The 15,164-nt window shown below is 68.1% G+C and carries 15 protein-coding genes; 9 read left to right on the top strand and 6 right to left on the bottom strand.

Going from position 1 to position 15,164, the window contains the following annotated elements:
- The first annotated feature begins 108 nt into the window (after positions 1-108).
- Entirely contained in the window at positions 109-516 is a 408-nt protein-coding gene (locus ACL9RL_RS02415; RefSeq protein WP_422778616.1) for a MinD/ParA family ATP-binding protein, read from the top strand.
- A 9-nt stretch (positions 517-525) separates the two neighbouring features.
- Positions 526-2,019 (top strand): sensor histidine kinase, encoded by a 1,494-nt coding sequence (locus ACL9RL_RS02420; RefSeq protein WP_422778617.1) that lies wholly within the window; start codon positions 526-528, stop codon positions 2,017-2,019.
- A gap of 103 nt (positions 2,020-2,122) precedes the next feature.
- Here ACL9RL_RS02420 and ACL9RL_RS02425 read toward each other — a convergent pair whose 3' ends face one another.
- Entirely contained in the window at positions 2,123-2,371 is a 249-nt protein-coding gene (locus ACL9RL_RS02425) for a WhiB family transcriptional regulator (protein WP_422778618.1), read from the bottom strand.
- A 189-nt stretch (positions 2,372-2,560) separates the two neighbouring features.
- Between ACL9RL_RS02425 and ACL9RL_RS02430 the strand changes: the two genes are divergently transcribed.
- Both ACL9RL_RS02430 and ACL9RL_RS02435 read left to right on the top strand, forming a co-directional pair.
- Positions 2,561-2,992: a hypothetical protein gene (locus ACL9RL_RS02430; RefSeq protein WP_422778619.1), complete on the top strand. Its 432-nt coding sequence runs from the start codon at positions 2,561-2,563 to the stop codon at positions 2,990-2,992.
- Between the two features lie 164 nt (positions 2,993-3,156).
- On the top strand, positions 3,157-3,612 hold the full coding sequence (locus ACL9RL_RS02435) for an Hsp20/alpha crystallin family protein (protein WP_422778620.1): 456 nt from the start codon (positions 3,157-3,159) through the stop codon (positions 3,610-3,612).
- A gap of 235 nt (positions 3,613-3,847) precedes the next feature.
- Here ACL9RL_RS02435 and ACL9RL_RS02440 read toward each other — a convergent pair whose 3' ends face one another.
- The 3 genes from ACL9RL_RS02440 to ACL9RL_RS02450 all read right to left on the bottom strand — a co-directional run bounded on the left by ACL9RL_RS02440 (position 3,848) and on the right by ACL9RL_RS02450 (position 7,834).
- Positions 3,848-5,491, bottom strand: a complete 1,644-nt coding sequence (locus ACL9RL_RS02440; RefSeq protein ID WP_422778621.1) for a DNA repair helicase XPB — start codon at positions 5,489-5,491, stop codon at positions 3,848-3,850.
- A 94-nt stretch (positions 5,492-5,585) separates the two neighbouring features.
- Positions 5,586-7,553 carry a helicase-associated domain-containing protein gene (locus ACL9RL_RS02445; protein WP_422778622.1) on the bottom strand — a complete coding sequence of 656 codons (1,968 nt, stop codon included), beginning with the start codon at positions 7,551-7,553 and terminating at the stop codon, positions 5,586-5,588.
- 5 nt (positions 7,554-7,558) lie between these two features.
- On the bottom strand, positions 7,559-7,834 hold the full coding sequence (locus tag ACL9RL_RS02450) for a multidrug ABC transporter ATPase (protein ID WP_422778623.1): 276 nt from the start codon (positions 7,832-7,834) through the stop codon (positions 7,559-7,561).
- 134 nt (positions 7,835-7,968) lie between these two features.
- Here ACL9RL_RS02450 and mprA point away from each other — a divergent pair, with 134 nt between their 5' ends.
- The 3 genes from mprA (at position 7,969) to ACL9RL_RS02465 (ending at position 10,298) form a co-directional block, all read left to right on the top strand.
- Positions 7,969-8,874, top strand: a complete 906-nt coding sequence (gene mprA, locus ACL9RL_RS02455) for an MprA protease, GlyGly-CTERM protein-sorting domain-containing form (protein ID WP_422778624.1) — start codon at positions 7,969-7,971, stop codon at positions 8,872-8,874.
- A gap of 169 nt (positions 8,875-9,043) precedes the next feature.
- Positions 9,044-9,427, top strand: a complete 384-nt coding sequence (locus ACL9RL_RS02460; RefSeq protein WP_422778625.1) for a cold-shock protein — start codon at positions 9,044-9,046, stop codon at positions 9,425-9,427.
- Entirely contained in the window at positions 9,420-10,298 is an 879-nt protein-coding gene (locus tag ACL9RL_RS02465) for a DUF3027 domain-containing protein (RefSeq protein ID WP_422778626.1), read from the top strand. The genes ACL9RL_RS02460 and ACL9RL_RS02465 overlap by 8 nt, the downstream gene beginning before the upstream one ends.
- 7 nt (positions 10,299-10,305) lie before the next feature.
- Here the strand turns inward: ACL9RL_RS02465 and ACL9RL_RS02470 are convergent, their stop codons facing one another.
- A complete protein-coding gene (locus tag ACL9RL_RS02470; protein ID WP_422778627.1) occupies positions 10,306-11,298 on the bottom strand; it encodes a hypothetical protein in 993 nt (330 codons plus the stop codon).
- 134 nt (positions 11,299-11,432) lie between these two features.
- A complete protein-coding gene (gene serC / locus ACL9RL_RS02475; RefSeq protein WP_422778628.1) occupies positions 11,433-12,545 on the bottom strand; it encodes a phosphoserine transaminase in 1,113 nt (370 codons plus the stop codon).
- Positions 12,546-12,628: 83 nt separating this feature from the next.
- Here serC and ACL9RL_RS02480 point away from each other — a divergent pair, with 83 nt between their 5' ends.
- Positions 12,629-13,330, top strand: coding sequence for a metal-dependent transcriptional regulator (locus ACL9RL_RS02480; RefSeq protein ID WP_422778629.1), 702 nt, complete (start codon positions 12,629-12,631; stop codon positions 13,328-13,330).
- A 279-nt stretch (positions 13,331-13,609) separates the two neighbouring features.
- Entirely contained in the window at positions 13,610-14,800 is a 1,191-nt protein-coding gene (locus tag ACL9RL_RS02485) for a CHAP domain-containing protein (protein ID WP_422778630.1), read from the top strand.
- Positions 14,801-15,164 lie beyond the last annotated feature (364 nt).

The raw sequence follows: 15,164 nt of genomic DNA on the forward strand, positions 1-15,164 counted from the left end.
CTCGGGGCGGCCGACCACATCATCGAGGTCGGCACGGGGGACCCCGTTGGCATCTCACGGCTGCTCCGTGGGCATGCCGAGCTGGTTGAACTCGTCGACCCCGCCAGGGTGTCGATCGTCGTCAATCGGGTACGGGCCTCCTCGGTGGGGCTCGACCCTGCAGGTCAGATCGCCACGACGCTCGCTCGATTCGGCGGCGTCTCGGCGGCCGGGATGCTGCCGGAGGAGCAGCGCAGGATCGATGCGGCGGTCATCGCGGGCCGGACGATCCGGGAGCGCTCGGGCCGGTCCGCCTTCGCCGCGGCGATCCGGCAGCTCGCAGCGAAGACCCTTCCAGAACGAACCGTGTCGTCGATCAGCCGGGCCGACGCACGCGCCGGAGCACGAGCCGAAGCGCGGGCCGGCACACGCGCCGACACGCGGGCCGACACACGGGCCGACACACGGGCCGAAGCGCGCGCCGACACACGGGCCGCCCGGAGGACCTCCACAGGAAAGGCGCGCGGCCGACCCTAGACTGGGGGAGTGTCGACGCTCAGTGATCTTGTACTCGCCCAGGGGCGCTCCAGCGCAGAAGACGTCGAGTGGCTGCACATGCTGCTCGCCGACAGCCAGCTGCTCGCGGACCTCGCCTTCGCCGACATCGTCATCTGGGTGCCGACGGCGTCCGGGAGCTTTATCGCGGTCGCCCACTCGCGCCCGTCGAGCGCCGCGACGCTGTTCTACCGCGACTTCGTCGGCCAGTCGATCAAGCAGGAGTGGCGCAAACAGGTCACCGACTGCTTCGAGAGCGGCCGCATCATCGAGTCCTCGGCACCCGATTGGTATGAGGAGACGCCGACGCGCGTCCGCGCCGTTCCCGTCGCCCGCAGGCTCTCACCGACCGAGAAGGTCAACGCCGACGCGCCCATCGCCGTCATCACGCGGCACACGAACCTCGGTGAGGCGCGCACGCCCAGCCGTCAGGAGCTGACGTTCAACGATTGCGCGAGCGACCTGTTCGAGATGATCGCGGCCGGTGACTTCCCCGACCTCGGCGCACCGACCGGCCCTCGCCGAGGCGCACCGCGGGCCAGCGACGGCCTGATGCGTCTCGATGTCGACGGTACGGTCACCTTCGCGAGCCCCAACGCGCTCTCCGCGTTCAACCGCATCGGCTTCGACGAGGAGCTCGAGGGCGAGTCCCTCGCCGAGGTGACCACACACCTCCTGCCCGGAACGCTGACCGTCGACGAATCGCTCCCGCTCGTGGTGACCGGTCGTGCCCCCTGGCGCACCGACATCGAGAACAAGGGCGTGACGATCTCCTTGCGCGCCATCCCGCTGCGCAGCCGCGGCGACCGGATCGGCGCCATCGTCCTGTGCCGCGACGTCAGCGAACTGCGCCACCAGGAGCAGGAGCTCATCACCAAGGACGCGACGATCCGCGAGATCCACCACCGGGTCAAGAACAACCTGCAGACTGTCGCGTCGCTGCTGCGCATCCAGGCCCGCCGCACGCACTCCGAGGAGGCGCGCAACGCGCTCAGCCAGGCCATGCGCCGGGTCGCGGCCATCGCGGTTGTGCACGACACGCTGTCGGAGGGCCTCAACCAGAACGTCGATTTCGACGAGGTGTTCCAGCGCGTGCTGCTGCTCGTGACGGAGGTCGCGAGCTCGCACAACACAACGGTCCGCCCGACGTCCACCGGCACGTTCGGCAACCTGCCGAGCGAGTACGCCACCCCGCTCGCGCTCGCGCTCACGGAGCTCGTCACGAACGCGGTCGAGCACGGGCTGAACGGTCGTGACGGCGATGTCGCCATCACTGCGAACCGGACGGACGACGTGCTGTCCGTGCAGGTGCGCGACAACGGAGCAGGTCTGCCGGAGGGCAAGGTCGGATCCGGGCTCGGCACGCAGATCGTGCGCACGCTCATCCAGGGTGAGCTCGGCGGCACGATCGACTGGCACACGCTGATGGGGAGCGGGACCGAGGTCACGATCGAGGTGCCGTTGCGCTGGGTCGCGAAGAACTGATCGCTGCCCCTCGGGTGTCAGGGCGCGGCGTGCCGGAGGCACACAAAAACCCCCTGCCCCGCACACCGAACGGGTCGTGGTGTGCGAAGCCGGGGGCTGTGAGTCAGGAAGCGCGGCGGGCGCGAGCTGCGCGGCGCTTCAGAGCGCGGCGCTCGTCCTCGCTGAGGCCACCCCAGACGCCCGAGTCCTGGCCGGTCTCGAGCGCGTACTGGAGGCACACCTCGGTGACGGTGCAGTTGGCGCAGACTGCCTTCGCCTTGTCGATCTGGTCGACGGCCGGACCGGTGTTGCCGACCGGGAAGAACAGCTCGGGGTCGACGGTGAGGCAAGCAGCTTTGTCGCGCCAGTCCATAGGGGTACTCCTTTTATTGCAGGGTAGATTTCTTCAACCGATCAATGGGGTCGGGAAGCGAATGCCGATTTGCGAGGGGGATGATCGTCCAGAATGGGATCTGTCCACTTCCTCGTGGACGTCAAATCGGCCTCAATCATGGTTTCATATCGGTAGTGGCAAATCAATAGTCAAGTTTGGGATACCTCTGTGAGTACCGACCAGAATGCGCGTGGCGAATCGACGAACGACGACGCGAGCAGGCGACCCGCCGTGCGGGCGCTCGTGGTGCTGCTCAGTATCGAGGCGCTGTTCATGGTGGGCCTGTCCGCCTGGTTCCTCTTCGAACTCGTCGCGGCGAAGCCGTCCTCGTTCGCGAGCGCACTCGCCATCTTCGTGATCCTGCTCATTGCCACGGTGTTCGTCAGCGCACTCGCCATCGGTGCGATCCGTCGGCGGACCTGGATCCGGGGTGGGGCCGTGACCTGGCAGATCGTGCAGATCGCGGTGGCGATCGGCGCGTTCCAGGGGGTGTTCGCGCAGCCGGGCATCGGCTGGTTGCTGCTCATCCCATCGCTCGTGGTGCTCGTCCTGCTGTTCACGAAGCCGGTCATCGCGGTCACCCGACGCGAGTTCAACTGAACTGAGGCGGGTGCCCCCCGTCCCGCTCGCTGTCCGCGAACAGGGGAAGGTCTCATCGGCGTGCGCGATTATCTTTGGAGAGTTGAGTCACATCCACTCAACTTTCATTCGATCAGCCGGGCTGCCGCATCGCTCCCGACTGTGCCTGACACAGGAGGAACACCATGGCTCTCACCTTCGACCCCACACGTGACCGCGAACGTCTCGCTGCAAGCCTGCAGGGCGCCACTGCAGGGCCGCGGAAGATCCCGATGGATCTGTACCGCGACAGCGACGTCTACGTCCTGAGCGCCGATCTGCCGGGCGTCGACCCCGCGTCGGTCGACATCGACGTTGACGGGCAGCTGCTCACGATCCGTGCCGAGCGCACGCCCGCGAGCGGCGACGACATCACCTGGATCGCCCGCGAGCGTCGGACGGGCAGCTACCTGCGCCAGTTCACGCTCGGACAGGGCATCGACACGGAGCACATCGCTGCGAGCTACGTCAACGGCGTGCTCAACGTGACCGTTCCCGTGAGCGAGCGTGCGAAGCCGCGCAAGGTCCAGGTCGCGACGGGCGCGTCTGCTGCGCCCTCTGCGCCTGCTGCCTCTGCTGCCGAGGCCCCCGCAGCCGCGTAGGTCATCGCGGCCGCCTCGGCGAGGCCGTTCGCAATTCAGGAGCGCCCCGGCGCGTCGCGTCCGATCCGGTGGATCTGGGACGACACGCCGAGGGCGCTCCTGAGTTGTGAACGGGCCCTTCCACAGGCTCAGGGACCGGGCGGGGACGGTGTTGTGGAGCCTCGACGAGCTCAGGGACCGGGCGGGGATGATGTTGCGGGGCCCTTCGACGGGCTCAGGGACCGGCGGGGACGGGTCAGACGGCGGCGAGTGCGTGCGCGTCGAGGATCGTGTAGCTGTACCCCTGCTCGGCGAGGAAGCGCTGACGGTTCTGCGCGAACTCCTGATCCACCGTGTCGCGTGCGACGAGCGTGTAGAAGTTGGCGGCGAGACCGGACTTCTTCGGACGCAGCAGGCGACCGAGGCGCTGCGCCTCCTCCTGCCGAGAACCGAACGAGCCGGACACCTGGATGGCGACCGTCGCCTCCGGGAGGTCGACCGAGAAGTTCGCGACCTTCGACACGACGAGCACCTCCTCCTCACCGTCGCGGAAGGCCTGGTAGAGGCGTTCCCGCTCGTCGATGGGGGTCGAACCGGTGAGCTGCGGCGCGCCGAGCGCCTCCGAGAGCTCCTCGATCTGATCGAGGTACTGACCGATCACGAGGATCCGTTCGCCGCGGTGACGCTCGACGAGCGACTTCACGACGTCGAGCTTGGCCGGCGCGGTCGCGGCCAGCCGGTAGCGTTCGTCGTCGGCCGCCGCCGCGTAGCTCAGCCGGTCGGACTGCGGCAGGTCGACGCGCACCTCGAAGCACGCGGCAGGGGAGATGAAGCCCTGCGCCTCGATCTCCTTCCACGGCGCGTCGAACCGCTTCGGGCCGATGAGCGAGAAGACGTCGCCCTCCCGGCCGTCCTCACGGATGAGCGTCGCCGTCAGGCCCAGCCTGCGCCTCGCCTGCAGCTCCGCCGTGAGCTTGAACACTGGCGCCGGCAGCAGGTGGACCTCGTCGTACACCACGAGTCCCCAGTCCATCGCGTCGAGCAGCGCGAGGTGCGCGTACTCGCCCTTCCGCTTGGCGGTGAGGATCTGATAGGTCGCAATCGTGACCGGCTTGACCTCTTTGACCTGACCGGAGTATTCGCCGATCTCGTCCTCGGTGAGCGAGGTCCGTTTGAGGAGCTCGTCACGCCACTGCCTGGCAGAAACCGTGTTGGTGACGAGGATAAGCGTGTTGGTGCTGGCCGACGCCATCGCCCCGGCTCCGACGAGTGTCTTGCCTGCGCCGCATGGCAGCACAACGACCCCGGACCCGCCGGCGAAGAAGTTGTCGATCGCCTGCTGCTGGTATCCCCGCAGGGTCCAGTCGTCCTGGATCAGATCGATCTGGTGCGGCGTCCCCGGCGTGTATCCGGCGAGGTCCTCCGCCGGCCAACCGAGCTTCACGAGCTCCTGCTTCAACTGACCGCGGGCCCACGGCTCCACGAGGAAGGTGTCGGGGCTCGGGTGGCCGATGAGGAGCGGGGCGATGCGCTTCGCTCCGGCGACCTCGGTGAGGACCGGCTGGTCCGCGGAGCGGAGGATCAACTCGCCGTCCGCGGAGCGTTCGATGATGAGCCGGCCGTAGCGGTTCACGGTCTCGCGCATGTCGACCGTGACGGATGCGGGGATGGAGAACTTGGAGTACCGCTCGAGCGTCTCGATCATCGAGTCGGCGTCGTGACCTGCTGCACGGGCGTTCCACAGTCCGAGCCGCGTGATGCGGTAGGTGTGGATGTGCTCTGGCGCGCGTTCGAGCTCGGCGAAGACCGATAGGTCGTGTCGTGCGTCCTCGGCGAGCGGGTGCGCGACTTCGAGCAACACGGTGCGGTCGCTTTGGACGATCAGTGGTCCATCAGACATAGCCCTCAAGTCTACCGGGGTCTGCTCTGGATACACCCCGTGCGTCGGTGAAGTCGCGCGCTCGGCACCGTCCCTGGGCCCCGCGCTGGTCCGCTCACCGTGCGGCGAGGACCTCCGTGATGGTCGACAGCGGGAGGGTGCGTTCCACGTCGGCCGCACGATCGAGCCCGCGGAGCCGGCCGGCGGAGAGGCTCGTCGGTTCGAGTGTGAACGTCGCAGCGCGGTCGCCGAAGACGACGCTCACGGTCACCGGTGTGTGGTCGCGGACGGCGATCTCCAGCTGCTTCGACAGCCACGCCCTGCCGGTGTCGCCGGCGTCGCCGTCGCGGAGTCTGGCGACGAGGTCCGGCGCGGTCGCTGCAGGGGAGACATCGGTCGTCCGTGCAGGCGCCTGCCGTCTGATCTGGATCGGTGCGCCGTGTTCGTCCTCCGCGATGACCGGGTACTTGGCGTCGTGCAGCGCCCAGTACACCGTCTCCGGCGAGAGCCTGGAGGCCAGTCGGTGCTGGTCGGTGTGTCGGAGCCCGAGCGGGCCGAGGCCCTGGTCAACGCTGATGGCCGCGATCATCCCGGCGTCCTCCGAGCGCACGTACGACACACGTCCGGCCTCGGCAGAGCCGTCATCGCTCGCCCCGATGAGCCCGACGCGCACCCGTCCGAACCGATGCTCCGCTTCCGTGATGAGGTACTGCAACGGTTGTGGGATGCCGGTGAGGGACACGGAGCGCAGGTAGTCGAGGAGCGACTGCGCGGATTCTCCGTCCGCGAGGGCGCGGGCGATCGTCGCGGAGGTGAATCGGTACCTGGACGCCTGGGCGCGGCCCTCCGGATCGGCGATGAGCCGGAGCTTTGCATCGAGGGACGCCTCTGGCGGACCGAGCGCGATGACCGTGAGATCGTCCTGCAACACGACCTGGCTCACTTCCGCCGGCAGGAGGGCGGCGAGGGCCTGCTCGGCGGCATCGTCCTCGCCGAGGAGGAGCCGACGGGCCGGGGTGGTTGTGGTGCCCTCGACGCTCACGCCGAGGAGTTCACCGGCAGCCTGCACGAGCCCGGCCGCGGTTTTGAGCGTCTCGGCGCCGGCCGGGTACCACGCAGCGAGGTCCGTCTGGAGGTCGGCGGTACCGCTCAGGTACGCGTCGATCGCGCGGGATCGGAAGGTCTCGGGGATCGATGAGAGCCAGGCCGTCGCGAGGAAGCGCCACCGTTCGGACACGGTCGAGGAGAGCCAGGACTCGCCGGCCTCGCTCACCCGGATGTATCCGCCGACCACGAGCGTGAGTCCGGCATCGGCCGCCGTCTGGAGGATGAGCTCGACCTGGGTGGTCGTCGAATTCGCGGCGGCCGCCATCCGCTTGAGGTCGGGCATGGAGGGCGCGCCCCGGCCCAACTGGCGGGCAGGATCCTTGGCGAGTTCGTGCATGCTCTCGGCGAGCACTCCGACGCCGAGCGTCGCGCGTTCCGCACCGATCTGGTCGATCGTGGCCTGGTCGATGTTCCCCGGGCCGGGGTGGTGGTCGGCGGACGGAGGTGCTTCGGAGGGGGAGGCTTCGCCGGCTTCGGGGCCGGATTCAGATACCTGTGCGGTTGGCGCTGCAGCGGCGAGGCGGAGGAGTTCGTCGGCCGACGGGAGCCCCTGTGCAGGCCACGCGGCGAACACCGCGCCGAGCGGGGCGACCGGGACCACGGCGTCGGAAGGTGGAGATGACGCGTCGTCGGCGCCGTCCACGGTGGTGACGAGCAGGAGCCGTTCGGCAGTGCCCACGGCGTCGCGGACGACGTCCTCGGGGAGCCCCGTCGCCTGGACGAGGTCCGCCCTGGTGGCTGGGCGACCGCCGGCCCCGCCGGTGGACGTGCGCGAAGCGGCGACCAGCACCGCGAGCGTGTTGCGGTCCTGGAGCGTCAGGACGCGGCTGATGTTCTGCTCGTCCAGGAGCGCCTCGGCCAGATCGAAGAAGTCGCCGATCTTGGGGGAGACGATGCGACGCTCGCGCAGCAGTTCGCGGAGCGCGTCGTCCGGTGTCTCCCGGAGCCGGCGCGCGATCGCGAAGGCGTCGCTCATGACGTTCAGCGCGACGACGTTCCGCGGGACTCGCGTGAGCGCCGGATGGCGCCGACGATCATCAGAGCGATGAGGAGCAGGAACGCGATGGGAAGGCCGACGAGCGGCAGGATGGTCACGAACGGCCACACCCCGCCGGCGAAGTCAGCCTGGTGCATACCGGTCGCCGTGCCGATCATCACGGCGACGAACGCCGCAATCGACACGCCGACGATCGTCACGACCATGTAGGCCAGGATGCGTTCGGGCCGCGAGATGCTCGGCGTCTTCTCCTCAGTCACGCCTCCCAGGATACGGCAGCCGGGTCGACGTGCACGCGCGTCGCGTCGAAGTGCCGCTTCGGGGGCACCGACCGCGGGGCAAAATACCGAACCTTTATGGCCCACAAGTGTTGGTTACTGCTACATTTCCACGCATGACACAACGACGTACCTGGGGATTCATCGCGGCCGGAATGCTGACAGCCGGCAGTGTTCTGGCGTTCGCCGGACCGGCATCGGCCGCCCAGGGAGACGTCCTGTGCGAGGTCGCCGACGGCAGCGACTACCTGTACCGCGTGACGGATCTGGGTGCGGGGACCTTCCGGGTCGATCTGGTCGACGCGACGCTCTCGACGGCGGAAGCCTCCGAGGCGGACGAGTACCTGACCCTCCCGACGACACCCGTCGACCTCCGCTACGGCACGAGCGTCACCACGCTCGGCTCCGATTTCGAGCTCGTCGGCGCCCCGACTCCGTCCCAGGGGATCACCACGAGCTTCCCGCCGACGGGAGGGCTGCCGTTCGACGTCGAACTCGTCGGCGCCGCCGCAGGGCCCGGCGAGACCGTGAGTGTCGAGGACGCACCGGAAGGCGCCAGACTGACCTGGATGAGCGACCACGACGCCCTGGAGATCCCGGAGAGCCCGCGCATCGTCCCGAGCCAGTTCGAGTGGCCGTTCGACGCCATCGACGCCTCCGCCTCCGTGCTCAGCTTCACGATCCGTGTGGCGGACACCGCTCCGCGCGGCACCGATCTGACCGGGGTGGTGGGCTCGGCGGTCACGTTCAACGCCGCATCGCTCAACACCGTGACGGGTGAGGTCACCAGTGCAGGCGAGACCGCCGGATTCTCCGTCGAGGAGTGTGTGATCCCCGCATCGTCGATCCCCGTGCTCGCACCGCCGACGACGCCGACCCCCACGCCGACCCCGGTGGTCGCGTCGGTCGATGCCGCGAAGCTGCCGGACACGGGATTCGCCGGCGGACTCGTCGCACCGGCTCTCGCAGCTCTCCTGCTCGGATCCGGCGTCCTGTTCGCCCGCCGGCGTCTGCGCAGCTGAACACAGCCGCTCCAGCCGACTCCGGAGCGGACCTCTGGCCCGTCTTCCGGCGTCCAGGGCGGCTGAGCAACTAAGCTTGATGCGGGGCCGACTGCCCCGATTCGGCCGTGCTGTCCGCGCGGTCACCGCACGGCGCGCTGTTTCGCGCACAACACACAGCGAGGTTTCCATGCCCACCGGCAAGGTCAAGTTCTACGACGAGGAGAAGGGGTTCGGCTTCATCAGCTCCGATGACGGCCAGGAGGTCTTCCTGCACGCGTCTGCGCTCCCAGCCGGAACCACCGCCATCAAGCCAGGATCCCGGCTCGAGTTCGGCATCGCCGACGGCAAGCGCGGCGCCCAGGCGCTGTCGGTGCGCGTCCTCGAGACGCCGCCGAGCCTCGCGAAGCTCAAGCGCAAGCCGGCGGACGACATGGCGATCATCATCGAAGACCTCGTGAAGCTCCTCGACGGCATGGGCGGCGACCTGCGCCGCGGCAAGTACCCCAACAGCGCTCACAGCAAGAAGATCGCTGCCGTGCTGCGCAAGGTGGCGGACGAGCTGGATGCCTGACGTCGATCCGTTCGACCCGTTCGCGGTCCGGCTGCAGGCCGACCGTGAGGCTGCTGCTGCCGCCGCTGCCGAAGCCGAGGCTGCCGCCGAGGCGACCGTGGATGCCGGAGTGACCGATGCGCACGCGCCGGAAGCGGGTTCGGCAGTCGCCGAGGAGTCCGAGTCCGTCGTTGTGGATGCAGACCTCGCCGATGCGGCAGAACCGGCCGCAGAAGCCGGAGCCGAGGCAGAAGCCGATGCTCCTGTAGTCGAGGTGCCGGTCGAGCCTGCTCGCGACCCCATCCCGGACGAGACCCTCATCGCATCGGTCGACCTCGCCCGCACGGCCCTCCTCGGCATCACGCCGGAGCGCACGATCGGCGAGCCGGCGGGATACACGATCGTCGACGACCACCTGGTGTCGCTGCTGTTCGAGAACACGATGGCCGGGTACCCGGGCTGGTTCTGGACGGTCACGCTGTCTCGCACGAGCGACGACGCGCTGCCCAACGTGCTCGAAACCGAGCTGATGCCGGGCCAGGGCGCTCTGCTCGCCCCGCAGTGGGTCCCGTGGTCCGAACGGCTCGCGGACTACCGGGCTGCGCAGATCGCCGCTGCCGCTGCAGCTGACGAGCACGACGACGACCTCGATGACGACGAGGACGAGGTCGACGAGGACGAACTGAGCGTGCTGGCTCTCGACGGCGACGACGAAGACGACCTGGACGACGACTTCGAGGACGACGAGTCCGACGAAGACGATGAAGACGACGACGACGACGCGGATTCGGACGACGACGAGTCCGACGAGGACGAACCGGACGACGACGAGTCCGACGACGACCTCGACGAGGATGACGACGACTACGAGGACCCGCGCCTCGAGCGCTGAACCACCCTCACCGTTCGCGGATGAATCGGAGCTCCTTCGGGGCCGCTGATTCATCCGCGGACAGTCCGCTGTGCTCCAGGAGATCCACGATCCGCTTGGGGAAGCGCGGGATCAGGGGGCGCTCATCGCGACGCATCCAGTTCGAGGGGTGGCCCATGCCGACGAGCAGCGTCCGACGGCCATCGGCGGTCTCGTACTCGATGCGCGCCAGGAGTCCGCGAGGGCGCAGGCGCACGGATCTGACCGCGGTCAGGGGTGCCACCATCGTGTTCGTGCCGGCGGCGAGATCGATGATCGACGTCGTCAGCCGGACGGTGTGCTCGACCGCGCGTCGGCGGACGAGCCACTGGGTCGCTGCCACGACGACCAGGAAGATCGGCGAGAGCAGCACCAGGACGCCGGTGCCGATCCCGAAGCCGATGTGCTGCAGAGCGACGACGGCCGATAGATAGGCGCCGCCGCCCAGCAGACAACCCGCGGTGAGGATCACCAGACCCGTTGTGGTGCTCATCGGCACGGCGCGGATCTTCAGCGTGTACACGCCGCGTTCGCCATTCCATTCCGGCGTCGCGGACTCGATCATCGGACGTCGGTCGATGAGCTCCCAGGTGATGTGCGTGAACAGGGCCAGCCCAGACCACGCCGTGAACGGGAGGGCGGCGATGAAGAGGAAGAAGAACGTGCCGGAGAGCAGCGGTGGCTCCAACCGGAAGAGCGTTGCGAGGCCGACGGACGCCGTGGACCAGGCGAGCGCTGCCGCGACCGCGATGACGACTCCGGCGTGCACGAGCAGCCGTGTCCGCAGGCGATCGAATCGCTGGAGAGCGTCCACGAAGTCGGTTCCGCACAGGACTCCGGCGAGCAGCGCCAACAGGAACGGGACGAACTCTGCAGCCTCTCCGCGTGCCAGCCACCACGCTGCGGCGAGCCAGCAGACGACCGCGTAGAGGGATCCGTGGGAGAGGAGTGACCGGAGTCTCGATCGGGCGGCCGCGGGCATCCAGACAGTATTCCAGCAATCCTCCAGGTCATTCCCGTTCGACCCGGGCGATTCCTGGCGGCACCTGTCCGCAGATGCGGATCGGGCCGGCCTCAGCAGAGACCGGCCCGATGCGCGTCAGGGTGTTGCGATGATCAGAGGGCGCCGACGACGTGCTCGATGCTCGCGATGAGCTGGCGGACATCGCTCGGGTCGATCGCCGTGAACGTTGCGACGCGCAGCTGGTTGCGGCCGAGCTTGCGGTACGGCTCGGTGTCGACGATGCCGTTGGCGCGGAGCGTCTTGGCGACGACCGACGCGTCGATGGCGTCGTCGAAGTCGACCGTGACGACGACCTGCGAACGGTGCTCCGGGTTCACGACGAACGGGGTGACGTACTCCGTGCGCTCGGCCCAGTCGTACAGGGCCCCAGAGGACTCTGCCGTGCGGGCCGACGCCCAACCGAGGCCGCCGTTGCCGTTGATCCACTTGACCTGCTCATCGAGCAGCACGAGCGTCGACAGCGCCGGCGTGTTGAGCGTCTGGTTGAGGCGCGAGTTGTCGATCGCGTTCTTGAGGCTCAGGAACTCAGGGATGTACCGGCCGCTCGCCGCGATGCGCTCGACGCGGGCGATGGCTGCGGGGGAGAACAGGGCCAGCCAGAGGCCGCCGTCGGATGCGAAGTTCTTCTGCGGTGCGAAGTAGTAGACATCGGCCTCGGCTGCGGAGAAGTCGATGCCGCCGGCAGCGCTCGTCGCGTCGATGACCGTGAGAGCGCCGTCGTCGCCGTGCACACGCGTGACGGGCGCCATCACGCCGGTGGAGGTCTCGTTGTGCGGCCACGCGTAGACGTCGACGCCCTCGACGGCCTCGAACTCGGTGCGCGATCCGCCTGCGGACTCGCGGACGTCCGGCGCGGTCAGCCACGGGGCTGCAGCCGCTTTTGCGAACTTCTGACCGAACTCGCCGAACACGAGGTTCTGGCTGCGCTGCTCGATGAGGCCGAACGCCGCTGCGTCCCAGAACGCGGTCGAGCCGCCGTTGCCGATGATGACCTCGTAGCCCTCCGGCGCGTTGAAGAGTTCTGCGAGACCGGATCGGACACTGCCGACGAGGTTCTTGACGGGGGCCTGACGGTGGGAGGTCCCGAGGAGGGACAGGCCCGCGTTCGTGAGCGCGGTGATCTGCTCCGGGCGGATCTTCGACGGGCCGCATCCGAAGCGACCGTCAACGGGCAGAAGGGAAGAAGGAATGATGATCTCCGGCATGTGCTGATTCTAGTTGCGCCGGAGTGTCAGCCACTCACACTAGGCTTAGCTCGAAAACGTGCAATCGGGCAGGGAGGGCGTCGATGACCGATTTGATTGACACCACGGAGATGTATCTGCGGACCATCCTCGAGTTGGAAGAAGAGAACATCATCCCTCTGCGCGCCAGGATTTCGGAGCGCCTCGGGCACTCCGGACCCACGGTTTCGCAGACGGTCGGCCGCATGGAGCGTGACGGACTCGTCGTCGTTTCCGGCGATCGCCACCTCGAACTGACCGAGGCCGGCCGCCGCAAGGCCGTCCATGTGATGCGCAAGCACCGCCTCGCCGAGCGCCTCCTGAGCGATGTCATCGGCCTCGAGTGGGAGTACGTCCACGAAGAGGCGTGCCGATGGGAGCACGTGATGAGCGAGCAGGTCGAGCGCAAGCTGCTCGAAATGCTCAACCACCCCACGGAGTCGCCGTACGGCACGCCCATCCCTGGTCTCGACGAATTCGGCGACAGCCCGGCCGTCTCCTTCTCGCAGGGTGTGGTCAACATCGCCACGCTCGTCGCCGGCACGACGGAGCCCGTCACCGCGACCATCCGCCGTCTCGGAGAGCCGGCGCAGGTCGACCCGGAGCTGCTCCTGCAGCTCAAGCAGTCCGGCGTGATGCCGGCAGGCACCGGTCGGTTCTCCGCTGCCGGCAACTACGTGCTGGTGCACATCGACGGCTTCGATGAGGGGCTCGAGCTCCCCAACGAGCTCGCGACGCACATCTTCGTCGACGCGCCCGCCGCGTAAGCGCGCCTCCGGCGGCGGACGGCGCATTCCCGCCTGCCCTGCTCGATGCGCGCCGCTTCGATGAGACCTCGATGAGGAATTGCCGAAGTTCCACGGTTCGCCGTAACGAAAACGTGACATTCCTAGGGTTAGCCCGTAGGCTGTGACTCGTTCTCGAGGTCACCACCCGACCGATGGACACCGACCAAGGCATCTCCCTAGCCCGTTCCTTGGTTGTAGAAGCCGATACTTATGGCGGACGGGGCAGCTCTGTGCTGGTGAGATGCCGGAGGAATTCACTTGACTGCAGCTGGCGCGAACGGTCCCGAGGGGACCGGCACCAACCCGAGCGATGTTCCACTGACGAGACGACAGCTGCGGCTCCAGGAGCAGCAGGCTGCGGCCGGTGGCGTCGCTCCGGAAGCCGCTGACGCAGCGGACACCGGGCCGATCGTCGAGGCAGAGCTGGTCGAGACCGGTGTGGTCGACGCTGAGATCCTCGATGCCGACGTCGTCGAAGAGGTCGTTGATGCCGAGGTCGTGAGCGACTCCGCACCGAGCATCCCCATCGCGCCGCACGCCGTGACCGCGTCCGAGAGCGTCGCGCCCGTCGAAGACGGCATCGCGGCAGCCGCCGCAGAGGCCCCGACCGTTGCTCGTGGCATCCCGGTCCGCACCGGCCCGATCCGCACGGGCGGTGGCAAGAACCTCGCCACGAAGAACAGCGGCTCCAAGAACCTCGCCGCACGGAAGGCCAAGCCGGCCGGCGCACGCCCCGGCTCCGTCCGCGGCATCGCGACCATGGCCGTGCTCGTCCCGGCACTGCTGGCTACCATCGCACTTCCCGCCTACGCGGCGAGCACCGGCCCGACGGCCGAGTTCGGGACGTCTGAGGCCGCGAGCCTCAAGGCGTCCGGCGCACAGAGCGTTGTGGTCTCGGACAAGGTCGCCGACACGAACATCGCCCGTGACGCATACTCGGCGACGTCGCCGGAGGAACTGCAGCAGCGCCAGCGTCAGCTGGACGCCGCAGCGGCCGTCACGAACGCCAAGTACTCCATCCAGGTCTCCGCCGCCCGCGCAGAGGGCGACGACTACCCCTGGTACGACATGCCCACCGACGACGAGGGTGGCGGACTGTCGCCGCTGCGGTACTACTACCGCGAATGCGTCGACTTCGTGGCCTGGCGCCTCAACCGCGACGCCGGCACGCCGAACGGCGGCTGGGCGTACACGTGGGGCAATGGCCTGCCGCCGAGCAGCGCGTACGGCTGGTCGTCCGCGTGGCCGTACAAGCAGGGCACCACGGCGATCGCAGGCTCTGTCGCCTGGTTCACCTACAACCACGTCGCGTACGTGCAGGCGGTCAACCCCGATGGCACGGTTGTGCTCGAGGAGTACAACTACGGTGCGGCCCGCCACGCGTACAACGTGCGTGTGGTTCCGGCGAGCTCCGTCGCCTCCTACCTCTACCCGCCGGGTGTCGGCTGATTCGTCAGCTGATGTCGGTGTTGTGCATCGGGCCTTGGACAATCGTCCGAGGCCCGATCGCCGTTTCCGGGGACCTCCGTCAGGTGTTCCGCGGTCGACGAATCCGTGACGCTCGGATGAATCTGCCCTGACTGTGCACAGTTTTCGGGATTTGTGGGTTAATCTGGTGCTCTGCAACTCGGAAGCGGACCTGAGTCTTCTGGTCCTTGTGGTTCTGGAGAGGTTCAGAAGCTGATGCACGGAATACGTCGTCACGGTGCCGCGGTGGACCGCGGCCTGTACGCGCTCCGGCATTCCAGCCAACGGTGCAGCGGCGCAGCCGTGTGCGTGAGGGTGTTGTCATCATGACAGCGCCCTTTTTTGT

The organism is Plantibacter sp. Mn2098 (assembly GCF_049319745.1).
GTDB lineage: Bacteria > Actinomycetota > Actinomycetes > Actinomycetales > Microbacteriaceae > Plantibacter.